19 protein-coding genes and 1 tRNA gene are annotated in these 24,227 nt (G+C 66.2%); 2 read left to right on the forward strand and 18 right to left on the reverse strand.

Translation table 11 applies throughout. The features are described from left to right. Nucleotides 1–267: 267 nt before the first annotated feature. The 18 genes from LO55_RS25395 to LO55_RS25475 form a co-directional block, all read right to left on the reverse strand. On the reverse strand, nucleotides 268–1,650 hold the full coding sequence (locus LO55_RS25395; RefSeq protein WP_071363607.1) for an undecaprenyl-phosphate glucose phosphotransferase: 1,383 nt from the start codon (nucleotides 1,648–1,650) through the stop codon (nucleotides 268–270). An 18-nt stretch (nucleotides 1,651–1,668) separates the two neighbouring features. Next, nucleotides 1,669–2,817, reverse strand: coding sequence for an XrtB/PEP-CTERM-associated polysaccharide biosynthesis outer membrane protein EpsL (gene epsL, locus LO55_RS25400; RefSeq protein WP_229410237.1), 1,149 nt, complete (start codon nucleotides 2,815–2,817; stop codon nucleotides 1,669–1,671). A gap of 111 nt (nucleotides 2,818–2,928) precedes the next feature. Beyond that, nucleotides 2,929–3,654: a CAAX prenyl protease-related protein gene (locus LO55_RS25405; protein ID WP_083415563.1), complete on the reverse strand. Its 726-nt coding sequence runs from the start codon at nucleotides 3,652–3,654 to the stop codon at nucleotides 2,929–2,931. Between the two features lie 37 nt (nucleotides 3,655–3,691). Further along, entirely contained in the window at nucleotides 3,692–5,608 is a 1,917-nt protein-coding gene (locus tag LO55_RS25410) for an ATP-binding cassette domain-containing protein (RefSeq protein WP_071363609.1), read from the reverse strand. A gap of 132 nt (nucleotides 5,609–5,740) precedes the next feature. Next, nucleotides 5,741–5,815, reverse strand: a tRNA-Arg gene (locus tag LO55_RS25415). A gap of 66 nt (nucleotides 5,816–5,881) precedes the next feature. Then, nucleotides 5,882–6,409, reverse strand: a complete 528-nt coding sequence (locus LO55_RS25420) for a MarR family winged helix-turn-helix transcriptional regulator (protein WP_071363610.1) — start codon at nucleotides 6,407–6,409, stop codon at nucleotides 5,882–5,884. A gap of 8 nt (nucleotides 6,410–6,417) precedes the next feature. Then, nucleotides 6,418–8,046 (reverse strand): AMP-binding protein, encoded by a 1,629-nt coding sequence (locus tag LO55_RS25425; RefSeq protein WP_071363611.1) that lies wholly within the window; start codon nucleotides 8,044–8,046, stop codon nucleotides 6,418–6,420. Between the two features lie 111 nt (nucleotides 8,047–8,157). Further along, nucleotides 8,158–8,862 carry a response regulator gene (locus tag LO55_RS25430; protein WP_071363612.1) on the reverse strand — a complete coding sequence of 235 codons (705 nt, stop codon included), beginning with the start codon at nucleotides 8,860–8,862 and terminating at the stop codon, nucleotides 8,158–8,160. A 62-nt stretch (nucleotides 8,863–8,924) separates the two neighbouring features. Then, nucleotides 8,925–13,208 carry a hybrid sensor histidine kinase/response regulator gene (locus tag LO55_RS25435; protein ID WP_071363613.1) on the reverse strand — a complete coding sequence of 1,428 codons (4,284 nt, stop codon included), beginning with the start codon at nucleotides 13,206–13,208 and terminating at the stop codon, nucleotides 8,925–8,927. A 176-nt stretch (nucleotides 13,209–13,384) separates the two neighbouring features. Then, nucleotides 13,385–15,241, reverse strand: a complete 1,857-nt coding sequence (ggt, locus tag LO55_RS25440; protein ID WP_083415564.1) for a gamma-glutamyltransferase — start codon at nucleotides 15,239–15,241, stop codon at nucleotides 13,385–13,387. Between the two features lie 52 nt (nucleotides 15,242–15,293). Continuing rightward, entirely contained in the window at nucleotides 15,294–16,052 is a 759-nt protein-coding gene (locus tag LO55_RS25445; protein WP_071363614.1) for a 3-hydroxyacyl-CoA dehydrogenase, read from the reverse strand. 110 nt (nucleotides 16,053–16,162) lie between these two features. Then, the gene (locus LO55_RS25450; RefSeq protein ID WP_005669117.1) at nucleotides 16,163–16,678 is read right to left on the reverse strand and encodes a hypothetical protein; all 516 of its coding nucleotides are present in this window, start codon (nucleotides 16,676–16,678) and stop codon (nucleotides 16,163–16,165) included. Nucleotides 16,679–16,925: 247 nt separating this feature from the next. Further along, nucleotides 16,926–17,582: an adenylate kinase gene (gene adk, locus LO55_RS25455; RefSeq protein WP_005669115.1), complete on the reverse strand. Its 657-nt coding sequence runs from the start codon at nucleotides 17,580–17,582 to the stop codon at nucleotides 16,926–16,928. A 184-nt stretch (nucleotides 17,583–17,766) separates the two neighbouring features. Then, nucleotides 17,767–18,519 (reverse strand): 3-deoxy-manno-octulosonate cytidylyltransferase, encoded by a 753-nt coding sequence (gene kdsB, locus LO55_RS25460; RefSeq protein ID WP_071363615.1) that lies wholly within the window; start codon nucleotides 18,517–18,519, stop codon nucleotides 17,767–17,769. After that, nucleotides 18,516–18,686 carry a Trm112 family protein gene (locus LO55_RS26140; RefSeq protein ID WP_005669111.1) on the reverse strand — a complete coding sequence of 57 codons (171 nt, stop codon included), beginning with the start codon at nucleotides 18,684–18,686 and terminating at the stop codon, nucleotides 18,516–18,518. The genes kdsB and LO55_RS26140 overlap by 4 nt, the downstream gene beginning before the upstream one ends. Then, nucleotides 18,667–19,692: a tetraacyldisaccharide 4'-kinase gene (lpxK, locus tag LO55_RS25465; protein WP_071363616.1), complete on the reverse strand. Its 1,026-nt coding sequence runs from the start codon at nucleotides 19,690–19,692 to the stop codon at nucleotides 18,667–18,669. Before lpxK ends, LO55_RS26140 begins: the two co-directional genes overlap by 20 nt. Nucleotides 19,693–19,732: 40 nt before the next feature. Next, complete coding sequence (locus tag LO55_RS25470; RefSeq protein ID WP_040777085.1) at nucleotides 19,733–20,170, reverse strand: ExbD/TolR family protein; 438 nt, start codon at nucleotides 20,168–20,170, stop codon at nucleotides 19,733–19,735. Further along, nucleotides 20,170–20,778, reverse strand: coding sequence for a MotA/TolQ/ExbB proton channel family protein (locus LO55_RS25475; RefSeq protein WP_005669106.1), 609 nt, complete (start codon nucleotides 20,776–20,778; stop codon nucleotides 20,170–20,172). The genes LO55_RS25470 and LO55_RS25475 overlap by 1 nt, the downstream gene beginning before the upstream one ends. Before the next feature lie 1,053 nt (nucleotides 20,779–21,831). Between LO55_RS25475 and xseA the strand changes: the two genes are divergently transcribed. Together xseA and LO55_RS25485 are read left to right on the forward strand one after the other, a co-directional pair. Beyond that, entirely contained in the window at nucleotides 21,832–23,193 is a 1,362-nt protein-coding gene (gene xseA / locus LO55_RS25480) for an exodeoxyribonuclease VII large subunit (protein ID WP_071363617.1), read from the forward strand. Nucleotides 23,194–23,310: 117 nt separating this feature from the next. After that, on the forward strand, nucleotides 23,311–23,889 hold the full coding sequence (locus LO55_RS25485) for a superoxide dismutase (protein WP_071363618.1): 579 nt from the start codon (nucleotides 23,311–23,313) through the stop codon (nucleotides 23,887–23,889). Nucleotides 23,890–24,227: the final 338 nt, after the last annotated feature.

Consider the following 24,227-nt stretch of genomic DNA (forward strand, 5'->3'; position numbering starts at 1 on the left):
TGTCGCCGCCCCTATTGCAGCAGCGAAATCGGCCATTGTTCTTGCATTGTGGTTAACGATTCTACCCAGCCCGGATGGCCGCGCAAGCTTGTCGGGAATCGTCCAGATCAAAGAGCGCGTCGATTAGCACTCATCTGTTTCTAGGACAAAATTGATTGGCTCGAAAGCTCGGCTGGAATCCCCGCCACCCTGCCATTCGATGCGCGCGAAGCCCGACGGTTCATTTTTCTCGCGCCGCGCTTCGCCGGCGGCGCGCCGGGATAGGCATCAGTGCGCGTTCTCGCGCGTGAGGACGACCTTGACCGTCTTGAGGATGATCCACAGATCGAGCCACAGCGACCAGTTGCGCAGGTAATCGAGGTCGTACTGGATGCGCGCTTCCATCTTGTCGAGGGTGGCCGTCTCGCCGCGCAGGCCATGCACCTGGGCCCAGCCGGTAATGCCCGGCTTGACCTTGTGGCGCAGCATGTAACCCTTGATGAGCTTTCGGTATTCCTCGTTGTGCGCGACCGCATGCGGACGCGGTCCGACCACGCTCATGCGTCCTTGCAGCGCATTGATAAACTGCGGCAATTCGTCGAGCGAAGTGCGGCGCAGGAAGTGGCCGAGGCGTGTGATGCGGCGATCGTCGGCCCTGGCCTGGACGATGGTCGGCCCGTCGTCCAGCACCGTCATGGAGCGGAATTTATAGATATAGATCTCTTCGCCATACAGCCCGTAGCGGCGCTGCTTGAACAGCACTGGGCCAGGCGAACCGAGCTTCACGGCAAGGGCGATCACCAGCATCAGCGGCCCCAGCAGCACCAGGGCCAGCGCGCTGACCACGACGTCGGTGCCGCGCTTGAGCACGCTGTTAAAGCCCATGAACGGCGACTCGCTGATCGCGATCACCGGCATCCCGCCCACGGTATCGAACCGCGCCTGCATCAGGTCGAACACGTACACGTCGGGCAAGAAATAGACCGAGGCGGTGGTGTCCTTCAATTCGTCGACCAGCTGGCGGATGCGCGGCTGGGCCGAGACCGGCTGGCTGATGAAGATCATCTTGATGTTCTTGCGCCGCACATAAGCGGCGACGTCGGCCATCTTGCCCAGCATCGGATAGCGCAGGCCGGGCGGCTTGCGCCCGTCGGTACGGTCGTCGAAAAATCCCTGCACCTGCATGAACAGGTTCGGATAGCGCTCGCACACGCCGGCGAACTTGATGCCGGCATCGTTGGCGCCGACCACCACGATCGAGCGCAGTTCACCGGCGTGCTTGCGGCTGCCGGTGGCGAAGCGCACCGCGATATGGCTGGCCAGGATCGTCAGCGGCGTCGCCAGCGCCCAGGCCAGCAGCACCCGCTCGTCGTAGTAGTACCGCATGCCGCTGGCCGAGCCGAGGAAGTACAGCACGGCGAGCGTCAGGCACCAGCCGAACACGGTATCGCGCGCATACGCCAGCATGCGGCCGCTGCGCCAGGTGCGGTAGGGATCGATCTGCTGGTAGACGGCCGACGAGATGAAGAAGGCCAGGATCATCAGCACCAGGCAATAGCCGGAGAACGGTTCGCCAAAGGCCAATGTCGCCAGGTACAGGCTGCCCATCACGATCAGCGGATCGAGCACGCGCTGGAAGAACGAAATAATGGGAATGTCATTGACCGTCATGCGCCGCCACATCCATCATCAGAACAGCACATTGGCGCTCAGCTGCACCATATTGGCGTCGAACTTGCCGGTGCCGAGCGCCTGCGAACCGGTGCGCGACTCGTAGGCGTAGCCGGCGATCACTTGTACCTTGGGCCGGACCTGCCATGACGCCCGTACGGTGGCGCTGCGGATCGCGTCGGTCAGGTCGTCCGACCCGGCAAACACGTCGCGCGCCGTATAGTCGCGCTTCTCGTAGGCGGCGCGGGCGTCCAGCCGGATGCGGTCGGTGGCGAGCCAGGTGGCTTGCAGGCTCGCTCCCTTGTTCAGGGTCGTGCTGACCCGCGCGCTTTCGATCGGTGCGAACTCGCGCCACAGCGACGCGCCATAGCTGACCTTGCCCTGCGGCTTGTACAGCCAGGTGACACGGCCGTTGACGCCGCTGGTGCGCCCGTCGTCGTACGAGGGCTGGTCGCGCCGCGCATAGCCGACCAGCGCCTGCACCGTCGTCGAGCCGCTCGCCAGCCAGTCGACCCGCGCCTTGAGCTCGTCCTGGGTGAAATCGTCGGTGAGCACGCTGCTGTTGTAAGGTCGCCGGTACGGATAGTTGCCCTTCAGGCGGCGCGCGACAAGGCCCACCGTGCTGCCGCTTTTCGGCCGGTACTGGAGCTCGACCTCATAGGCCTTTTCGGTGCGGTCGTTGTAGCGCTGGGCCAGCAACTCGTAGGTGTACTTGTCGCGCGCGGCGCCGACGCGCAGCTTCCAGCTTGGATGCAGCTTCCAGCCGGCATCGAGCAACTGGCGCCGCTGCCGGCGCAGGTTGCGTTCGTCGCTGTCGAAGTCGGTGTATGGCGCCAGCGTCTTGATGTACAACGCTTCGACACGGCCCTCGAACTGCTTGCCGGCTTGCCACAACCAGCTCGCCTGCAGGTCACGTCCGTCGTAGTCGAGCTGGTCGAAGTGGTCGAACTTGACCTTCGACACTTTGGCGGTCGCCGCGATGCGCTGGCGGCTGATGGTCTTGTCGAGCACGACCCCGGCGTCGAGTGTGCGATAGGAATCGCTGCGCTGGCCTTCGAACGGTTGCTCGTCATCAGCGACACGAAAAATATTGTCGTCGTAGGCCCAGCCGATGCCGCCAAGCAGCCGTATGCCGTCTTCTTGTCGCGCGTCGTTCGGCGCAGACACTGCTGGGAAAGAACATAACACCGTCGCCAGGGCCGCCACGGTGCGAAGCCGATGCGCTGCAGGGTTAAAAGGCATGTTCTACATTTCCCGGTGGATACTGCGCCGAAGGAATTACCAGAACTGCCAGCCTCCGGTATGCACCACCCAGACTCCCAGCAATCCATTGGTGATAGCGTGAGCCAGTATCGGCGACCACAGCTTGCGGTGCCGCATATACAACAAACCATAGGCGACGCCGGCCATGACGCCGGCCAGCCAAAGATAGTGTTCGAATCCGAACAACAGGCATGGAATCACGAAAGCCTTGAAGCCGATACGCGCCGGATCAAGCGACATGAAGTCGGATCGCTCGACCCACCGCATCAAGAAAGAGCGCCAGAACAGCTCTTCCATCACCGGCACGATCAGGGCGGCGCCGGCGATGCGGATCGTCACCAACAACCAGTCGATCTCGCCTTGCGTGCGCGGGTCGTAGCCGGGCGCGCTGCCGAGCGTCATCCAGGGGGCGTCGAGATGCACCCACAGGACCAGCACCACGATGCCGGCGGCGCTGGCGGCCAGCGCCTGTTTCAGCGACAGCGCGAAACGGTGCAGCTCGTCATAGCCGCGCCAGAACGCGGCCAGCAGCGCCAGCACGGCGCCGACCTGGACTGGATACAGCCAGCGCAGCTCGGCGCGGCCGACACCGATCCGCTCGAGCATGTCGCCAAGGACAATGAAGAAAATATAGGTGCCGAAAGGCAGGATCCGCGTCCAGGCGGCGCGGTTGAGGAGAGGTTCGTCGGCCGCGCGCGCGGCCGCTGGCGGGACAGCATGTGGTTCATCGCGTTCGGTCATCGATGCCGCCCCTCCATTGCCTCATTCAACGTCGTGCTTACTCGCCCCTGGCGCGCGCCTCGATGCGCTCCCAGCGCTCGAGCGCGTCGAGCAGCAGGTCGTCGATCTCGGCATACCGCGCGTTGATGCGCTTGGCGTCGGCCGGATTCGTCTTGTAGAAATCAGGCGCGTTCAATTGCTGCGTGATCGCGGACTGCTCGTCTTCGAGCGACGCGATCAACCGCGGCAGCTCTTCGAGCTCGCGCTGTTCCTTGTAGCTCAGCTTGACCTTCTTGCCCGCGCCCTGGGCCGGCGCCTCGTCCACCTTGGCGGCGCTGGCCTTGGCCGGGGCCGGCGCAGGCGCAGACGCCGCCGGGGCCGCCGCCCTGACGCGCTCCCAGTCAGTATAGCCGCCGACATATTCGCGCCACTTGCCGCCGCCCTCGGCCACGATGACCTGGGTCACGACATTGTCCAGGAAGGTACGGTCGTGGCTGACGAGGAAGACGGTGCCGGTGTATTCCTCCAGCAATTCTTCCAGCAGTTCGAGGGTGTCGATGTCGAGGTCGTTGGTCGGTTCGTCCAGCACCAGGCAGTTGGCCGGCTTGGCGAACAGGCGCGCCAGCAGCAGGCGGTTGCGCTCGCCGCCCGAGAGCGACTTGACCGGCGAACGCGCCCGTTCCGGCGAGAACAGGAAGTCGTTCAGGTAGGTCATCACGTGCTTGCGCTGGCCATTGATCTCGACCCAGTCGCTGCCGGGAGCGATGGTGTCGGCCAGGCTCGCCTCTTCGTTGAGCTGGGTGCGCATCTGGTCGAAATACGCCACGTTCAATTTCGTGCCCAGGCGCACGGCGCCGCTGTCGGCCGTTTCCTCACCCAGGATGATCTTGAGCAGGGTCGTCTTGCCGGCGCCGTTCGGCCCGATCAGGCCGACCTTGTCGCCGCGCATGATGGTGCCGGTGAAACCGTCGACGATCACCTTGTCGCCGTAGCGCTTCGACACGCCTTCCAGGTCGGCGACGATCTTGCCCGAGCGTTCGCCGGTGGCGACGTCGAGCTTGATCTGGCCCTGCTGGTCGCGGCGCGCGGCGCGCTGCAGGCGCAGCGCTTCCAGGCGGCGCACGCGGCCTTCGTCGCGGGTGCGGCGCGCTTGCACGCCCTTGCGGATCCATACCTCTTCTTGCGCCAGGAATTTATCGAACTTGGCGTTCTCGACTTCCTCGTTGGCCAGCAGTTCGCGCTTGCGCTCCTGGTACGTCGAGAAATTGCCGGGGAACGAGAGCAGCTTGCCGCGGTCGAGCTCGATGATGCGGGTGGCGACATTGTCCAGGAAGCTGCGGTCGTGGGTGATGAACAGGATCGAGCCGCGGAACTCACGCAACAGGCTCTCCAGCCACTTGATCGAGGTAAAGTCCAAGTGGTTGGTCGGTTCGTCGAGCAGCAGCACGTCCGGCGCCGACACCAGGGCCACGGCCAGCGCCACCCGTTTTTGCATACCGCCGGACAAGGTGCCCATCTTCGCGTCGCCCGCCAGGTTCAGGCGGCCCAGCGTGGTCTCGACCTTGTTCGCCAGGTTCCAGCCGTCGGTGGCGTCCAGCCTGGTCTGCAACACGTGCATGCGTTCCATCAGCGCATCGTCGTCGCCCTGGCCGAACTTGCCGGTGAGTTCTTCATATTCGGTCAGCATCGCCTGCTGGTCGCCCATGCCGAGCGCGACCACGTCGAACACGGTCATCTCGGGATCGAATACCGGCTCCTGTTCCACATAGGCGATGCTCACGCCCTGCTGCATGACCAGCAGGCCATCGTCGAGTTTCGAGCGGCCCGAGATGATCTTCAGGAGCGAGGATTTGCCGGTGCCGTTACGGCCGATGAGACCGACGCGCTCGCCGGTTTCCAGCGAAAAGTCGGCGTGGTCGAGCAGCGGGACGTGGCCGAAGGCCAGTTGCGCGGAAGTGAGGGAGATGACTGCCATGTTCGGTGTGCGGCCCGGTGCCGGGCAAAAGCATGAGTTGATTGAGTAAGGCGCACATTGTACCGACTGGACGCGGTAGCGACGCCAATTCTCACATATTCTGGGGAAACTGCTGGAGGGAAGAATGGTGAATGGTATCGCCAGCAGGAATCGAACCTGCATTTGAGTCTTAGGAGGACCCCGTACTATCCATTGTACGATGGCGACACGCGACGCGAATTGTACCAGCGGTTGCCATGGTCTGTCAGTTCGGCAACGCAACAGCCGGACACGCTATTCGCCGTCCTCCACCCGCAGGCGCCGCTTCATGGTCGACAACAAGGCAATCATGCCCGCCTTGTCCTCTCCTGATATATCCGCCAGCATCTCCTCGATCCAGCGCTCATGCACCGCCGCCATCTCGGCGAAGGCCTTTCTTCCCGCTTCGGTCAGCTTGACCGCCGACGCGCGCCGGTCCTTCGCATCCTGCACCCGCACCACGAGTTCCTCGCGCTCGAGCTGGTCGGTGATCCCGGTGATATTGCCCCCGGTCACCATCATTCGCCGGGACAGCTCGCCCATGCGCAGCCCGTCCGGATGGCGCTCGAGCTGCGCCATCAGGTCGAAGCGCGGCAAGGTGATGCCGAAGGTGGTGCGCAGGCGGCTGCGGATCTCGTTCTCGATCCGCGTCGTGCACGACAGCATGCGCAGCCACAGCCGCAGCGACTGGTGGTGTTCGTCCGTCAGGCGGCTTTCCAGGTCCAGGTCGGCCGCCTCTCCCCCCTCGGCGTCGGCATCCCGTATGCGCCTGTCGTCATCCATGCAAGTCCTCAAACCGCTTCAGTGCGTAATTTAAACCGTTGCAGTTTACCGGTTTCGGTCCGAGGTAGTTGTTCCTTGAACAGAATCGCGCGCGGGTATTTATACGGCGCGATCTGGCCCTTCACGAATTCTTGCAGCTCGTGGGCCAGTCGCTCGGTTCCCACGTGACTGCCGCGCAACACGACATGGGCTTCGACCACCTGCCCGCGTTCGGGGTCGCTCCGTCCCACCACCGCGCATTCGGCCACCGCCGGATGGTGCAGCAGCGCTTCTTCGACCTCGGCGCCGGCGATGTTGTAGCCGGCCGAGATGATCATGTCATCAAGGCGCGAGCGGTAATAAAAATAGCCGTCGTCATCCATTTCGTAAGCGTCGCCGGTCAGGTTCCAGCCATCCTGGACGTAGTCGCGCTGGCGCTCGTCGGCCAGGTAGCGGCAGCCGGTCGGCCCCTTCACCGCCAGCCGGCCGATCACGCCCGGCCCCACGCGCCGGCCCTGGGCGTCGAGGATGCAGGCCTGGTAGCCCGGCACCGGCTTGCCGGTGGCCCCTGGCCGGACGTCGCCGCCCGCGCTCGCGATGAAGATGTGCAGCAGCTCGGTCGCGCCGATGCCGTCGATCATGGCCAGCCCGGTCGCCGCCTGCCAGGCCTCGCGCGTGGCCACCGGCAGCGCTTCGCCGGCCGACACGCTGGCGCGCAGGCTCGACAAGTCGAAGCGGCCAGCCTGCGCCGCCATCTGGCGGTAGAAGGTCGGCGCCGTGAAGCACACGGTGGCGCGGTGCTCGGCGATCGCGCCCAGCAGGGCTTCGGGCGTGAGCTTCTCGACCAGCACCCCGGCCGCCCCCACCCGCAGCGGGAACAGCAGCAGCCCGCCCAGCCCGAAGGTGAAGGCCAGCGGCGGCGTACCGACGAAGACGTCGTCCGCCTGCGCACGCAGGGCGTGGCGCGGGAAGCAATCGCAGATCGCCAGCACGTCGCGGTGGAAATGCATGGTGCCTTTCGGCACGCCGGTGGTGCCGGACGTGAAGCTGATCAGGCAGACGTCGTCCTGCGCCGTGTCGGCGGCGACGAACGGCTCGCCATGGCGCGCCATGCGTTGTTCGAGGCAGTCGAGAACCGGGGCGTCGAACACCAGCACCGGCACGGACAGGCCGAGCGCGTCGACCTCGTCCACCAGGGCGCCGGCGCACAGCACCGCGTTCACGCGCGCCTTGCCGGCGATGGCGCCGAGTTCGCGCGCGCGCAGCAGCGGCATGGTCGGCACCGCGATGCAGCCGGCCTTGATCACGCCCAGGATGCAGGCCGCCATCGTCGGACAGTTGGCGCCGCGCACCAGCACCCGGTTGCCGGTGGCCAGGCCCAGGTCGTGGCGCAGCACGTGGGCGATGCGGTCGACCCGCTCCAACAATGCGGCGTAGGTCAGCCGCTCGCGCGCGCCGATCAGCGCCGTGCGCCCGCCCCAGCCGCGCTTGACGGCGCCGTCGAGCAGGTCGGCGACGCAATTCAGGCGTGGCGGGTAATGCAGTTCGGGCAGGTCGAAAAGGAACTCGGGCCAGGTGTGCGCCGGCGGCAGGTTGGCGCGGGCGAAACCGTCGGTGTGGCCGGACGGGAACAGCGTTGCGATGGTGGCGTCGTTCATGGATGGTCCCGGCTGGGTAAAACGAGGCGACAAAAACTCAAGCAACAAGCCAGGAATACTTTAAATCTAAAGCACCTGCCCGGCAAGCGGATTCGCCACCCCTTCTTGCGCTCAGCCATGCGCGGCGCGCCCGGCCTGGCGCGCGACCGCCGCGCCGGCCGTCGCCAGCGCCGCCGCCACATCGTGCGGCGCCGGGGAGCGCGCCTCGGCCACCGTGGCCAGCGCCGCGGCGGCGCCGTACAGGCCGAGCGTCTTGCAGCCTTCGCGCAGGCGGTTCAGGCGCGCCTGCGTTCCCTCGTCGCCGGCCGGCGGCTCGTGCATGGCCACCTGCAGCTGGCGCGCCAGGCCGTCCAGGTACAGGCGCAGGCGCGCATGATCGATGCCGAGCCGGCGCGCCACCTCGTCCGGCGCTTCGTCCGGCGCTTCTGCCAGGCCTTCCGCGCCGGCCAGCGCCGGAAACAGGCGCGTAAATTGCGCGCGCACGTCTTCCTGGCGGAACGGCTTGACGATGTAGCCGCTGGCGCCCAGGGCCGCCGCTTCGTCCAGCGTCGCGCCGTCGGACGCGGCCGAAACCAGCACGAAGGGCAGCGCCGCCGTGTCGGCGCCAGCGCGCACCCGCTGCAGCAGTTGCAGGCCGGACAGGTGCGGCATGCGCAGGTCGCAGAACACGATGTCGGGCCGCAGGCCCGATTCCAGCTGGCGCCAGGCGTCGGCGCCGTCTTCCGCTTCGAGGATCGCATGGTTGCCGCAGCTGTCGACCAGATGCATCAGCATCATGCGCGCCACGATGTCGTCGTCCACTACCAGCACCTTCATTCGCTCTCCGCCAGTTCGGTCAAGACCTGCATTATAGGCAAGCATTCGCGACAGGCTGGAGATTAGCGCGCATCGAAGGCGTCGAGCAGCGCATGCAGCCGAGGCAGCCCGGCGCGCAGGCGCTCGTGCTCGCCGGCGTCGGCCGCCGCTTCCAGCTCGCCGCACAGCGTCGCCAGGCCTGGCTCCGCCAGGTGGACGGCGCTGCCGCGCAGGCCGTGCAGGATGCGGCCGGCGGCGTCCAGGTCATCGGACGCGACCGCCGCCGCCAGCTCCCGACGCCGGCGCGGCAGGTCGGCGACGAAGGCGGCGCGCAGCCGCACCGCCAGGGCGTCGCCAGGCGCGGCGGCGGTTGCGGCGGCCGCTGGCCCCGGGTCCGCGCCGCGCCCCGCCGCCGGCGCGTCGAAGGTGACCTCGAACATCGCGTCCAGCGCCGCCATCGCCTGCGCACGGCTGTCGGGCGCGCCTTGCGCCGGCATCGGCTCGAGCGGCACGCCGCGCTGCAGCTGGCGCTCGATCGCGCGCGCCAGCTGGGTGTGCAGCGCCGCCTCGTCGATCGGCTTGGTCAGGAAGGCGTCCATCCCGCAGGCCAGGTAGCGCGTGCGGTCCTCGTCGCTGGCGTTGGCGGTGAGCGCCACGATCATCAGGTGCGGATCGATCACCGGCGCATCCTGCGGGCCGCCGGCGCGGATCAGGCGGGTGGCGCTGGCGCCGTCCATCTCGGGCATGCGGCCGTCCATCAGGACCAGGTCGTAGCGCTTGCGCGCGCAGGCGGCCACCGCTTCCAGGCCGTTGTCGACGATGTCGATCGCGTGGCCCATCTCCTCGACCATCAGGCGCGCGATGATCTGGTTGGTGGGGAAGTCCTCGGCGCACAGGATACCGAGGCGATGGCTGTGCGGCGCGCGCGGCGCATGCTCCACGCGCACCGGCGGGGCGCCGTCCGGCAGCGGCAGCAGCACGCTGAACACGCTGCCCTTGCCTTCCTGGCTGTTGACGCCGATGGTGCCGCCCATCAGCTCCACCAGCTGGCGGCAGATCGCCAGGCCGAGGCCGGTGCCGCCGTAGCGGCGCGTGGTGGTGCTGTCGGCCTGCTCGAACTTCTGGAACAGGCGCGGCAGCGCATCGGACGGGATGCCGATGCCGGTGTCGCGCACCGTGAAGCGGATCATGTGCATGCCCGGCGGGCGGTCCTGGTCGTCCGGCCGACACTCGACCTGCACCGTCACGCTGCCCGACCTGGTGAACTTGAAGGCATTCCCGATCAGGTTCACCAGCACCTGGCGCACGCGGGTCGGGTCGCCCACCAGGAAGCGCGGCACGTTGTCGTCGACCTGGACCGAGAAGTCCAGGCTGTGGCCGGCGGCCTGCTCCTGGAACAGGCTGGCCACGTTGCGCATCTTCTCGTGCAGGTCGAAATCGATGCGCTCGACGGTCAGCTTGCCGGCCTCGATCTTCGAGAAGTCGAGCAGGTCGTTGATGATCGCCAGCAGCGCTTCGGCATTGGCCTGGCCGCGCAGGATCTGCTCGCGCGTGTTGTCCCTGAGCGCCGCGTCGCGCAGCGCGAAGCCCAGCATCCCGATCACGCCGGCCAGCGGGGTGCGCATCTCGTGGCTCATATTGGCCAGGAATTCGGACTTCTGGCGCGTCGCATCCTCGGCGCGCTCCTTGGCCTGGCGCAGGACTTCCTCGTTCTCCTGCAGCGCGCGGTAGGCGCGCGCCAGCTCGTTGCTCTGGTGGCGTCCGCGCCGCTCCTGCTCGCGCAGTTCCTGCGTCTGCTGCTCGAGCATGCGGTTCTGCTGCTCCACCTGCTCGGTGCGCGCGCTCACCTGGTGCTCCAGCCGCTCCTTGTGGCGGCGCAGGCTGGACAGGCGCATGCGCAGGCCCCCGTAGACGGCGCTGCACACCAGCAGGATCATGGCGATCCGGGCCCACGGCGTGCCCCACGGCGGCGGCTCGATGGTCAGCGCCAGCGCCGCCACGTCCTCGCTCCAGACGTCGTCCTTGTTGGCCGCGCGCACCCGGAACACATAGGTCCCGGGATCGAGGTTGGTATAGGTGGCGAAGCGCTGGTCGGCGCCGCCGTTCACCCAGCCCTTGTCGAAGCCGTCCAGCCGGTAGGCAAACTTGTTGCGTTCGGGCGCGGCGAAGTGCAGCGCCGCGAATTCGAGGGTGAGCACGGCGGCGTCGGCCGGCAGGGTCACGGCGCTGGCGTTCTCGATCGGCCCCGGCAGCAGGCCGGGGAAGGCTTGCTCGAGCGGCCGGTTGAAGACCTGCAGGCCGGTGATCACGGGACGCGGCGCGATGCGGTTGTCGCGGATCGCGCGCGGATCGAAGGCGGTGATGCCGTTGAAGCCGCCGAAGTACAGGGTCCCGTCGCTCGCGCGCAACACCGAGGCGTCGAAGAAGGCGCCTTCGGTGATGCCGTCGGCCGCCGTGTAGCTGCGCCAGCGCCCGCTGGCCGGGTCGAAGCTCGAGATGCCGCTCGAGGTGCTGGCCCAGATGCGGCCGTCCTGGTCTTCCACGATCGCCGCCACCGAATCGTCGACCAGGCCGTCGCGCGTGGTGTAGCGGGTGAAGCTGAGCGCGCCGTCGCGCCCCGTCACCATGCGGTTCAGGCCCACCGCGGTGCCGATCCAGATGTCGCCGCGGCTGTCTTCCATCAGGTGGTGCACCTCGTCGTGGCTGATGCTGTTCGGGTCGTAGGGATCGTGGCGGAAGTGGCGGAACCTGCCGCTGGCGCGGTCCAGCAGGTCGAGGCCGGCGAAGGTGCCGACCCAGAAGCGGCCGCGCCGGTCTTCGAGCATCGGGCGCGCGATGTCGTCCGACAGGCTGGTGAACTTCGACGGATCGTGGCGGTAGCTGGTCACCTCGCGCGTGACCGGATCGAGCCGGTGCATGCCGCCGCGGGTCGTGATCCAGACCATGCCGGCGCGGTCGAGCAGCATCGAGCGCACGTTGTTGGCGTCGGCGTCGCCCGGCAGCACCTGGCGCCGGAACCGGCGCGTCGCCGGATCGAACGAGGTGATGCCGGAGCGGCTGCCGATCCACAGCAGGCCGGCGCCGTCGCGCACGATGGCCGCCGCCGGCACGTCGATCAGGCTGTTCGGGTCGTCCTTGCGGTGGCGGAACACCTCGGCCTTGCCGGTGCGCGGATCGAGGTGGTGCAAGGCGGTGGCCGAGCCGACCCACAGCCGTTGCCCGTCTTCGAGCAATGCGCGCACCTTGTTGTCCGCCAGCGAGTCGGGCATGCCGGGGCGCGCATTGAGGCGCGCGAAGCCTCCGCTGCCCAGGTCGACGCGCGAGACGCCGCCATACCAGGTGCCGGCCCAGAAGGTGCCGACCCGGTCGCGGTACAGGGCCGAGACGTAGTTGTCGACCAGGCTGTGGCGGTCGGTCACGACGTTGCGGAAGGCGTCGAAGCGCTCGCTTCCGGCGCGCCAGCGCAGCAGGCCGTCTTCGTGGGTGCCGGCCCACACCGTGCCGTCGGGATCCTGGTACAGCGTGGTGATCCAGGATTCCTTGACGCCGTCGGCCGGCCCGAAGCGGCGCAGCCTGCCCGCATCCGGGCCACGCAGTTCGCGCCGTTCCAGCCCGCCGAAGCGCCCGACCCAGAGCCGCTGCCCGGCGTCGACCAGCAGCGCGTGCACCGGCCGTGAACGAACGTCCAGTTGCGAAGGATGGTGCTCGACCGTCCGGCGGTTGGGGGCCAGGCTGTCCAGGCCCGCCGCGGTGCCGATCCACAGGCGCCCGTCGGCGTCGAGCGCCAGCGCCTGGATGCCGTCGTCGCGCAGGGTGCGCTCGTCGTTCGGCACGTGGTGCCAGACCGTGAACTTGCCGGTCTCGGTATCGAAGTGCTGCAGGCCGTCGGCGGTGCCGATCCACAGCCCGTCCTTGCCGTCGCCAATCATGGCCTTGATCTGGCGGTTGCCGGTGCCGCGCCGGGTCGGCTCGTGCGGCGCGTACAGGGTAAAGCTGCGGGTGGCCGGATCGTATCGGTTCAGGCCGCCGTCGGTGCCCAGCCACATGCGGCCGTGGCGATCCAGGTGCAGCACCCGCACCCAGTTGCTGGACAGGCTGCGCGGATTGCCGATCTCGCTGCGGTAGTGCACGAACCGGTAGCCGTCATAGCGCGACAGGCCGGACTGGGTGCCGAACCACATGAAGCCGTCGCGGTCCTGGACGATGGACAGGACCGATTCCTGGGCCAGGCCCTGCTGCACCGACAGGTGCTCGAAGCGCAGGGTCGGCTCGGGCGCCGCCGCGCGCGACGGCGCCGATGCCGCCAGCACGAGCGGCAGCAGGAAGATCGACAGGAAGATGGAGAAGCACCGGCGCAGCATGGTCATGGGGCGCAAAAGCGGGCGCGCGCATCGGCGACGCGCGCGCCCGCTCCCATCGGGATCGATCCGGTTTTCTGTTTGCTATCCACGGGCGACAGGTTAGCAAACTCTGATTGTCTTGAGGCAAATATGGGATGGGGAACGCAACAAATTGTCTGCATTTGTCGCTTCCCCGCCCACTTTCAATCGCCCTTGGCAATTCCCTCGCGGCGCGGATCGGCGCCGCCGAACCACATCGGCACCCCGTGCACCTGGATCCGCTCGATGCCGTGCAGGCCCGAGGTCTGTTCGCTGACGCGGATCGCATGGCCGCGCGCGCGCAGCAGGTCTTGCGTGGCCTGCGGGAAGCGCCCGCGTTCCAGCTCGGTCGGGCCGTTGCGGCTGCCGAAATTGGGCAGCGCGATCGCCTGCTGCACGTTCAGGCCCCAGTCCAGGGTTCCGACCAGCACCTTGGCCACGTAGTTGATGATGGCCGGGCCGCCCGGCGAGCCGACGGTGAGCACCAGCTTGCCGCTGTCCTTCTCGAACACGATGGTGGGCGACATGGCGCTGCGCGGCCGTTTATTGGCCTCGACCCGGTTCGCCACCGGGCCGTCGGCGTCACGCGCGCTGAACGAAAAATCGGTCAGCTGGTTGTTGAGCATGAAACCGTCGACCATCTGGCGCGAACCGAAGGCATCCTCGATGGTGGTCGTCATCGCCAGGCCGCGGCCGTCGGCGTCGACCACCGACAGGTGCGAGGTCGACGGCGTCTCGATGGCATTGTCCGTTCCCCACGCGACTTCCATGCCCGGCGGCGTGCCGGCCTTGGCCTCGCCCATCGAGCGGGCGCCGACCAGGGCGGCGCGCCCTTTCAGGTAGCCCTTGTCGATGAGGCTCGGGATGCCGCGGCCCGGCAGCGGCACGAAGTCGGCGTCGGCCGCATAGCGGTTGCGGTCGGCGTAGGCCAGGCGCCCCACTTCCGAGAACACGTGCACGGCTTGCGCGCCCGGCACGCCGTCCTTCGGGGCCAGCGCTTTCATGTCGAAGGTCTCGAACATGCCCAGCATCTGGGCCACGGCGATCCCGCCCGACGACGGCGGCGGCATGCCGCACACGGTGTATTGCCGATAATCGCTGCAGACCGGCGTGCGCACCTTGGGGCGGTAGTCGGCGATGTCCTTCGCCGTGAGCAGGCCGGGATTGGTCGGATGGCTGGCGACCTTGGCCGCGATGTCGCGCGCGATGCGGCCGGTATAGAACACGTCGGCGCCGCCCTCGGCAATCTCGCGCAGCGTCCTGGCCAGCGCCGGGTTCCTCAGCACATGGCCGACCGGCCACGCCTGGCCATGCTGGTCGTAGAAATAAGCCGCGGCCACCGGATCCTTGCGCAGGTGGGTCTCGCCGGCCAGCATCTTGTGCATGCGCGGGCTGACCGCGAAGCCTTGCTCCGACAGCCGGATCGCCGGCTCGAACAGCGTCTTCCAGGGCAGCTTGCCGTGCTGGCGGTGGGCCAGTTCGAGCATGCGCAGCACGCCCGGGGCGCCGACCGAGCGGCCGCCGACCACGCCCTCGGTGCGCGACAGCGGCGTGCCGTCCGGACGTTCGAACAGGTGCTCGTCGGCCCTGGCGGGCGCGGTCTCGCGGCCGTCGAAGGCCTGCGTCTGTTTGCCGTCGTAGTGGACCATGAATGCGCCGCCGCCGATGCCCGACGATTGCGGCTCGACCAGGGTCAGCACCAGCTGGGTGGCGATCGCCGCGTCGATCGCGCTGCCGCCGCGGCGCAGGATCTGGTAGCCGGCGTCCACCGCCAGCGGGTTGGCCGCGGCCACCATGTATTTCTGGGCCGGCCAGCCGGCCTTGTCGGCATAGCCGGTGGCCGCTTCCGGCGCGGCCTGCAGGGAATCCTGGGCGCCGGCAGGCAGGTGGAAGGCGGCGGCCAGGGAAAGTGCAGGTATGACTGCACGCGCAAAGGTGCTGAACTGTTTCAAATGATTCTCCCAAAAGCAGACGGGCGCGCCGCCGCACGACAGCGGCGACGCGCCCGAGATCGCAGACATGCTACCTCATGTCGCGCGAGCTTGCTTTAAGGACAATGCCTGAGCTGACCGTTTACTTCGGCTGCATGCGGATCGCGCCGTCGAGGCGGATCGTCTCTCCGTTGAGCATCACGTTCTCGATGATGGCCTTGGCCAGGTGGGCATACTCCTTCGGCAGGCCCAGGCGCGGCGGGAACGGCACCATCTTGCCCAGCGAATCGCGCACTTCCTGCGGCATGTTCATCAGCATCGGGGTCTCGAAGATGCCCGGTGCGATGGTCATCACGCGGATGCCGCTGCGCGCCAGGTCGCGCGCCATCGGCAGGGTCAGGCCGGCCACGGCCGCCTTGGATGACCCATAAGCGGCTTGCCCCATCTGGCCGTCGTAGGCCGCGACCGAGGCGGTGTTGATGATGACGCCGCGTTCGCCGTATTCGGCCTCGTCGGTCTTCGCCATGGCGTCGGCCGCCAGGCGCGCCATATTGAAGGTGCCGACCAGGTTGATGTTGACGGCGCGCTGGAACACCTCGAGCGGATGCGGGCCGTCCTTGCCGACGGTCTTGGCGGCCGGCGCCACGCCGGCGCAATTGACCAGGCCACGCAGGAGGCCCAGCGCGACGGCCGCCTCGACCACCGCCTTGCCGTCCGCTTCCTGGGTGACGTCGCAGCGGACGAACTGGCCGTTCAGTTCCTGCGCCAGCGCGCGGCCGGCCTCTTCCTGGACGTCGGCGATCACGACTTTCGCGCCGCCGTCCGCCAGCATGCGCGCGGTGGCCGCGCCCAGGCCCGAGGCGCCGCCGGTGACGATGAAGACGTTGTTCTCGATTTGCATGGTGTGTCCCTTATAAAAGTTCTATGTGCCACATGTTTAACGTTTACGTTAACGTCAACTGGCATTGTAGCGAACTTTTATAGGGAACCACCATGTCGCCGCTCAGGCATTCAGAAGCACTGCATCGTGTTGCCGGTGCGGTTGCACAGGCGGCCTTCGCTGTTGACGCTGGCGTTGCCGACCTGGCCGGCCGTGGTGGCGCCGCTGGCGTCGGTGCAGGTGGCGCCGGTGCAGGCGCTGACCGGGCGCGACGTCGGGCCGACCGGGGCCGGCGCGGTGGTCGGCGTCGGCGTCGGCGTGATGCGCGTACTCGCCGGCACCGCCTGGGTGTCCTGCGGACGCGGCATCGGGACCGGCTGCGGACGCACGTTCTGCGGCGCCGGATGGGTGGCGGGATCGATGTCCTTCAGGCGCGACGGTTCCTGGCGCCCGGTCGCCTTTTCTTCCTGGGTCATGGGACGCATGTCGATCGTCGGGGCCGGCGCCGTGGTCTGCTGGCCGTCGAGCGATGGGCGGTAGGTCGCGCCAGTCGCCGGCTGGCCCTGCGTGACGCCGGTGGTCTGGGCGCCGGCGCCGATGGCGGTGGCGGCGAGCAGGACGGCAAGGATGGTTTTCGGCGTATTCATGGCAGACCTCTCTCTTGGCTTGATCGATGACCTATTATCGTCTTGTCAACGTGCGCACGGCGCACGAGAAACAATTTCTCACATAATCGAGGAGACATTTAGGTCAGGCAGAGAATGCGCCGCGCCCAAAAACGTCGTTCCCGCGCAGGCGGGAACTCAAGTTGCTTGCGTCATCGCGACACGTGGAACTTGGGTTCGCGCCTGCGCGGGAACGACGGTTACTGCTAACTTGCTTTGGTTGCTGCGCTTATTCGGACAGCGCCGCGAACGCGTTGTCGCGCACCTGCTCGACCGGGCCGACGCCCGAGATCTTGCGGTATTTCGGCGCGCCCGGCAGGCCCGACTCGGCCCACTTGCCGTAGTAGCCCAGCAGCACTTCGGTCTGGTTGTGATAGACCTCCAGGCGCTTGGAGACGGTCTCGGCCTTGTCGTCGTCGCGCTGGATCAGCGGCTCGCCGCTGACGTCGTCGACGCCTTCGACCTTCGGCGGGTTGAACTTGACGTGGTACACGCGGCCCGAGGCCGGGTGCGAGCGGCGGCCGGTCATGCGTTCGAGGATCATTTCGTCAGGAACGTCGATTTCGAGCACGTAGTCGATGGTGACGCCGCTGTCCTTCATCGCCTCGGCCTGGGCGATGGTGCGCGGGAAGCCGTCGAACAGGTAGCCGTTGGCGCAGTCCGCATCCTTCAGGCGCTCCTTCACCAGGCCGATGATGATGTCGTCCGACACGAGTTGGCCGGCATCCATCACCTTTTTCGCAGCCAGGCCCAGTTCGGTGCCCGCCTTGATCGCGGCGCGCAGCATGTCGCCGGTCGAGATTTGCGGGATATTGAACTTTTCCTTGATGAAATTTGCCTGGGTGCCCTTCCCGGCGCCGGGTGCTCCTAACAGAATGAGACGCATGAGTTTCCTGAGATTCTAGAAAATAATGAAAATTGCTGTGGATTGTATAAATTATGATTGATGTTGCCAAGCCTTCTTGACACGGAAGTTACCACAAAAGTTGGCTTTCAAGCCAGTTTTGGGGCCCTGCGGCCAGGATTATTGATCCTGCGCAGACAGCCCCATCACAGACCTGTGGTTTACGTCAAGACGGATAATGCAGGCGTACCCGCGCCAGGTCGTCCGGCGTGTCGACGCCGCCGGGTGGCGCATCTTGGGTGACGTGCACGGCGATCGGGTAGCCGTGCCACAGCACGCGCAGCTGTTCGAGCGCCTCGATGCCTTCGAGCGGCGAGACGTCCAGCTTCGGATAGGCTTGCAGGAAGGCGTTGCTGTAGGCGTAGAGGCCGATGTGGCGCAGCGGCGCGTAGCCGGCAGGCAGGGAATCCTGGGTGGCCGCGAAGGCGTCGCGGTGCCAGGGAATGGTGGCGCGCGAGAAGTACAGCGCGCGGCCGAGCTTGTCGAGCACCACCTTGACGATGTTCGGGTTGAAGACCTCGGAGGTGTCCAGGATCGGATGCGCGCAGGTGGCCATCGGCGTGTGGGCGTCGATGCGGGCGGCGCAGGCCGCCAGCAGCGCCGGATCGATCAGCGGCTCGTCGCCCTGCAGGTTGACCACGACTTCATCCGGGCCCAGGCCCAGCACCTGCGCCACTTCGGCGATGCGGTCGGTGCCGGACGGGTGATCGGCGCGCGTGAGCACCGCGGAGACGCCATGGGCGGCGCAGGCGGCGGCGATGTCTTCATGGTCGGTGGCGACGATGATGCGCGCCGCGCCGGATGCGCGCGCGCGTTCGGCCACGCGCACCACCATGGGTTTACCGCCCAGGTCGGCCAGCGGCTTGTTCGGCAGGCGGGTCGAGGCCAGGCGCGCCGGGATGATGACAGTAAAGCTCATGCCGGTTCGATCTTGCGCGCCTGGTCGGCCCACATGATCGGGATGCCGTCGCGGATCGGGTACGCCAGGCGGTCGGCGCGGCAGGTCAGTTCCTGCGCCTTTTTGTCGAGTTCAAGCGGTCCCTTGCACAACGGGCAGACCAGGATATCAAGCAAGCGAGCGTCCACGACATTTCTCCACGATTTGTTCGGCCAGTGCAGGGTCGAGCTGCGCCGTGACCGGCACGACCCACAGGCGTGGATCGTTCTTCAGATGATCAATTTGCCGACATTTTACTGCATCCTTCTCGGTGATCAGGATGACATCGGCATCGACCCCGGCAAACGGGTCGTCCATGAAGTCGTGATGGTCGGGCAAAGGCAGCTCGCCGACCGCCAGGCCGGCCGCGCGCAGCATGGCGAAGAAGCGTCCCGGATTGCCGATGCCGGCGGCGGCCACGATGCGTTGTTCGCTGAACTGGGCCAGCGGAACCTGCCCGCCGCCCTGCAGCGGCTCGGCATGGTCGCCAGCCAGGCGCATGCGCCAAGGTTGTCCGCCGACCGCCCGGGCCAGGCCGGGCGAGATCTCGGGCGCGTTGACGACCGTGAAGTCGCGCCGGCGCGACGGCGGTTCGCGCAGGGGACCGGCCGGCAGCAGCCAGCCATTGCCGACGCCGCGGCCGTCGAACAGCACGATCTCGACGTCGCGCGCCAGCGCGTAGTGCTGCAGGCCGTCGTCGGCGATCAGCACGTCGACGCCGGGATGCGCCGCCAGCAACGCCCTGCCCGCCTCGACGCGGCGGCGGCCGACCACGACCGGGCACCCGGCGCGGGCCGCGATCAGGAGCGGTTCGTCGCCGACGGCGCGCGGATCGGACTGCGGGGTGACCTCCAGGGCCGCGCCTTCCTGGCCGCCATGGCCGCGCGAGATCACGCCGGGATTGAGGCCGGCCGCGCGCAGGCTCTCGGCCAGCCAGATCGTCAGCGGCGTCTTGCCGGTGCCGCCGATGAAGATATTGCCGACCACGACCACCGGCACCGGCAGGCGCTCGGCGCGCGCCAGGCCGATGCGAAACAGCAGCCGGCGCAGGCCGGCCAGCAGGCGAAACAGCAGCGCCAGCGGCAGGAGCAGCAAGGCCAGGGGCCCGCGCCGGAGCCAGGCGCGGGTCAGGGTCGATTCGAGTCGGGAAGCCATGCGGAAAGAAAAACGGCGCGCAGCGGGCGCGCCTTGGGGATTATTTGGCGGCGCCGGTCTGGGCCGCGAAGGTCAGCTTGTCGTAGCCGGCCACGCGCGCCGCTTCCAGCACGTTGATGACCATCTGGTGCATCGCGAACTGGTCGGCGTTGACGATGATCACCGGGCTGGCCACCACCTGGCCGTCGGGCGTGCGCGCGGCGTTCTTCATGTCCTGGGCCAGGCCGGCGACGCTGTGGAAGGTCACCGGCGTATTGTTGACCGTGTAGTTGCCCTTGGCGTCGACCGTCACGTTGATCTCGAACGGCTTCTCCGCCTGCTTCTCGGCCTCGGCGGTCGGCAGGGTGATCTGCAGCTCGGTGAACTTGCTGTAGGTGGTCGAGACCATCAGGAAGATCAGGACCACCAGCAGCACGTCGATGAACGGGATCAGGTTGATCTCCGGCTCTTCGCGCTTGCGGCCGCGGCGAAAGTCCATCATTTGCGGGCACCGTGGACGACGTCGACCAGTTTCACCGCCTGCAGTTCCATCTCGACGATATAGGTGTCGACCAGGTTGCGGAAGTGGCGGTAGAACACCAGGGCCGGCATCGCGATCGCCAGGCCGAAGCCGGTGTTGTACAGCGCCACCGAGATGCCGTGCGCCAGCTGCGCCGGGTTGTTGCCGCCGGTCGGGGTCGAGGCGCCGAAGATCTCGATCATGCCGACCACCGTGCCGAACAGGCCCATCAGCGGCGCCAGCGAGGCGATGGTGCCGAGCGTGGTGAGGAAGCGTTCCAGGTTCTGGGCCACGCCGCGGCCGGCCTCTTCGATCGACTCCTTCATCACGTCGCGCGGGGCGTCGACGTTGCGCAGCGCTGCGGCCAGCACGGTGCCCAGGGGCGAGTTCTGTTCCAGCTTGTCCACCACGTCGGGCGTCACCTTGCCGCTGCGGTAGACGCGGATGACTTCATCGAGCAGGTTGCGGGGCAGGATCTTCTCGCGGCGCAGGGTGATCAGACGTTCGACGATGAGGGCGACGGCGACGATCGACGCGACCAGCAGGAACCAGATGGGCCAGCCTGCGGCTTGAAAAATGGCGAGCAAGAGATACTCCTGAGAGGAAAAAGATCAATTCGGCAATGTAGCAAGTTGGCAGCGAAGCGGCAAGTAGAGTTCTTCACATCTTCTGTGGATAAAATTGTGCGCAATGGCCGCGAGGTGGAACAAGTACCTTGATTTGTAAGGGCTTTCTGCGCCTGCGCAAGAAAATGGCAGTCTCATGACTTGGCTCAACCGAGCCCGGGTTTAACAAGTTACTCACTGGAATCGTGTAGTTGCGAACAAATTCTGTGGACAAAATTGTGCGCAAGGGTAGCCGGACTCGACTAAGTGACTGATTCCAGACGATTTTATTGTTGAGCCTAAATTCCGGGCAGTCGAACTCGGCTGTACTTTGGCTGCGCCCGGGCGGGGTTCCGCACACTTTTTGTGGACAAAAGTGTGAGCAATGAGCACTTAATGAGCGTAAGCCTTTGATTTTTCTCAATAAAACACCACTGCTTAAAATATTGGCATACGGCACTTTTTGCCAACAAAAGGCGCCTGAGTGGCGCTTTCTGCCTCGTTTGTTTGGCCTGCGGGGCACTGGTGCACACATTATTCGTTATCTGCACAATTTTTGTGGATAAGAATGTGAGGAAGGTCAAACTTTACTACTTAAGTGCTTGATTTGATTGATATTAGATCAGACTGCCTCAAGAACAGGCAGCGGAGAACGCAACATGTTCAGCTCGACAAAGGGCACGGTCGTCCACGTAGCTGGCCTCGACACGACGCCAAATGTTTGCACAGATTCTGTGGACAACTTTGTGATCAAGCTTCCGGCTAGGTGGTTAAGTCATTGATTCGTAACAATTCTACTTATCCTGCCCAATCGCTGCGCACTCCCACTTCGCGCGGATGAGTTCCCCACAGTTTTTGTGGATAAACCGCTCTCAAACGACATTACCCAACATCCAAGCCGTTGTTTTAAAAGGGTTTTCAATAGATTGCATTGAAAAGCAGCAACATTGATCGGATCCGGGCCGCGGTTTGGAAACCACTTGCCATCCGCCGATAAGGGATAATGGTCGCTTTCGCCATTTTCACCAGCCCGCCATGCAAGCACCGAACGACGCCGATCCAGCCTTCACCGCCCCCGCCGTCCTGAGCGTCACCGCCCTGAACCAGCAGGTGGCGCGCCTGCTGGAGCGTTCGTTCCCGCTGGTGTGGATTGGCGGCGAGATCTCCAACTTTACCCGGGCCGCCTCCGGCCACTGGTATTTCACGCTGAAGGACGACGCGGCCCAGGTGCGCGCCGTGATGTTCCGTAGCCGCGCGCAGATGGCCGGCTTTACCCCGCGCGAAGGCGACAAGGTCGAGGTGCGCGCCCTGGTCACCCTGTACGGCGCGCGCGGCGACTACCAGATCAACGTCGAGGCGATCCGCCGCGCCGGCGTGGGCCAGCTCTACGAAGCCTTCCTGCGCCTGAAGGAAAAGCTGGCCGCGCAAGGCCTGTTCGACGCCGACCGCAAGCGCGCGCTGCCGCTGTTCGCGCGCAGCATCGGCATCGTCACCAGCCCGCAGGCCGCCGCGCTGCGCGACGTGCTGACCGCCCTGCGCCGGCGCGCCCCGCACGTGCGGATCGTGCTCTACCCTGCCCCGGTCCAGGGCCAGTTCGCGGCCGACAAGATCGCCGAAGCCATCATGACCGCCTCGCGCCGCCTTGAAGTGGACGTGCTGGTGGTCTGCCGCGGCGGCGGCTCGATCGAGGATTTATGGAGCTTCAACGAGGAATGCGTGGCGCGCGCGATCGACGCCTGCGCGATCCCCGTGATCTCGGGCGTCGGCCACGAAACCGACGTCACCATCGCCGACTTCGCCGCCGACGTACGCGCCGCCACGCCGACGGCAGCCGCCGAACTGGCCGCCACGCCGCGCGCCGACTGGCTGGCCTCGCTCGAAGGCGACGCCCTCGACCTGCAGCGCGCGATGGAACGCCGCCTGCACGACGCCAGCCAGGGCCTCGACAACCTGAGCCGGCGCTTGTTGAGCCCCTCGGCCCAGATCGGCCACCAGCGCCTGAAGCTGCTGTCGCTGGCCACCGCCATGACGCATGCGGTCAAGCTGCCGGTGAACCGCCACGGCCTGCTGCTCGCCCAATTGCAGCAGCGCTGGTCGCGCCACCGTCCCGACATGCGCGCCCTGCGCGCCCGGCTGGCGTCGGACAGCCGCCACCTGAACGCCAGCCTGTGCAGCCAGGTCAGGGCGCGGCGCGAAGCCCTGAACGCCCTCGCCGCCCAGCTCGAGCTGCTCAACCCGCAGCGCACGCTGGAACGCGGCTATGCCATCGTGCGCGACGCCAAGGGCCAGATCGTGCGCGACCCGGCCCAGATCCACGCGCGCGACACGCTGACGGTCAAGCTGGCCAATGGCAGCGCCGAGGTCGGCGTGGCCCAGGTCCAAAGCGTCCTCGAGTGAATCCGGATCGGTTGCCGGGGCTGCATAAAATGCAAGCCTGCAACGTTGCTCCATATTGCGTAGAATAACGGCGCTATAAGAACAGCAACCTTTCCCAACCACTAAGGAATCGCACACATGGAACACACCCTGCCGCCGCTGCCGTACGCCAAGGACGCCCTGCAACCGCACATCTCGGCCGAGACCCTGGAATACCACCACGGCAAGCACCACCAGACCTATGTGACCAACCTGAACAACATGATCAAGGGCACCGAGTTCGAGAACCTGTCCCTGGAAGAGATCATCAAGAAGTCGACCGGCGGCGTGTTCAACAACTCGGCCCAGGTCTGGAACCACACCTTCTTCTGGAACTGCATGAGCCCGAACGGCGGCGGCGCGCCGACCGGCAAGGCGCTGGACGCGATCAACGCCAAGTGGGGTTCGTTCGACAAGTTCAAGGAAGAGTTCAACAAGTCGGCACTGGGCAACTTCGGCTCGGGCTGGACCTGGCTGGTGCAAAAGGCCGACGGCAGCGTCGACATCGTCAACACCTCGGGCGCCGGCACCCCGCTGACCACCGCCGACGTGCCGCTGCTGACTGCCGACGTCTGGGAACACGCCTACTACATCGACTACCGCAATGCGCGCGCCAAGTTCCTGGACGCGTTCTGGAATGTCGTGAACTGGGAATTCGTGAACAAGAATTTCGTCTGAATGCGCTGATGGTGTTTCGGCATAATTAAGTTCGGAATAACTTGATAAAATTCAGAAAAAACATCTACCGCTCGAAAACTATGAGCGAATTAAGGTCGTAACAACGATCTGACTCAGACTCACTTTCGCGGCCCGCCATTTGCGGGCCGTTTTCATTGCAGTTTTGCTTTTAGTAGCGAACTGTGGAGATCGTGTTGCAGACTGTCCTATGCTCGCCGCCCCCTCGTAGCAAGCGTCTTGCACACTCAGCACCATGAACGCCGAAATCAAGAACGCGGTAAGCGACTGGTCAGCCATCGGTGCCACGGGCCTCTGTATGTCTGTGACTTCCTCGATAA

Origin of the sequence: Massilia timonae (genome assembly GCF_001866515.1) — a bacterium.
Classification (GTDB): Bacteria; Pseudomonadota; Gammaproteobacteria; order Burkholderiales; family Burkholderiaceae_D; genus Telluria; species Telluria timonae.

Excerpts from the sequence above, each read along its gene's own strand:
- LO55_RS25395 (WP_071363607.1), bottom strand. The coding sequence starts at position 1,650 with ATGACGGTCAATGACATTCCCATTATTTCGTTCTTCCAGCGCGTGCTC.
- LO55_RS25405 (WP_083415563.1), bottom strand. The coding sequence starts at position 3,654 with ATGACCGAACGCGATGAACCACATGCTGTCCCGCCAGCGGCCGCGCGC.
- LO55_RS25410 (WP_071363609.1), bottom strand. The coding sequence starts at position 5,608 with ATGGCAGTCATCTCCCTCACTTCCGCGCAACTGGCCTTCGGCCACGTC.
- LO55_RS25420 (WP_071363610.1), bottom strand. The coding sequence starts at position 6,409 with ATGGATGACGACAGGCGCATACGGGATGCCGACGCCGAGGGGGGAGAG.
- LO55_RS25425 (WP_071363611.1), bottom strand. The coding sequence starts at position 8,046 with ATGAACGACGCCACCATCGCAACGCTGTTCCCGTCCGGCCACACCGAC.
- LO55_RS25430 (WP_071363612.1), bottom strand. The coding sequence starts at position 8,862 with ATGAAGGTGCTGGTAGTGGACGACGACATCGTGGCGCGCATGATGCTG.
- LO55_RS25435 (WP_071363613.1), bottom strand. The coding sequence starts at position 13,208 with ATGACCATGCTGCGCCGGTGCTTCTCCATCTTCCTGTCGATCTTCCTG.
- ggt (WP_083415564.1), bottom strand. The coding sequence starts at position 15,241 with ATGTCTGCGATCTCGGGCGCGTCGCCGCTGTCGTGCGGCGGCGCGCCC.
- LO55_RS25445 (WP_071363614.1), bottom strand. The coding sequence starts at position 16,052 with ATGCAAATCGAGAACAACGTCTTCATCGTCACCGGCGGCGCCTCGGGC.
- LO55_RS25450 (WP_005669117.1), bottom strand. The coding sequence starts at position 16,678 with ATGAATACGCCGAAAACCATCCTTGCCGTCCTGCTCGCCGCCACCGCC.
- adk (WP_005669115.1), bottom strand. The coding sequence starts at position 17,582 with ATGCGTCTCATTCTGTTAGGAGCACCCGGCGCCGGGAAGGGCACCCAG.
- kdsB (WP_071363615.1), bottom strand. The coding sequence starts at position 18,519 with ATGAGCTTTACTGTCATCATCCCGGCGCGCCTGGCCTCGACCCGCCTG.
- lpxK (WP_071363616.1), bottom strand. The coding sequence starts at position 19,692 with ATGGCTTCCCGACTCGAATCGACCCTGACCCGCGCCTGGCTCCGGCGC.
- LO55_RS25470 (WP_040777085.1), bottom strand. The coding sequence starts at position 20,170 with ATGGACTTTCGCCGCGGCCGCAAGCGCGAAGAGCCGGAGATCAACCTG.
- xseA (WP_071363617.1), top strand. The coding sequence starts at position 21,832 with ATGCAAGCACCGAACGACGCCGATCCAGCCTTCACCGCCCCCGCCGTC.
- LO55_RS25485 (WP_071363618.1), top strand. The coding sequence starts at position 23,311 with ATGGAACACACCCTGCCGCCGCTGCCGTACGCCAAGGACGCCCTGCAA.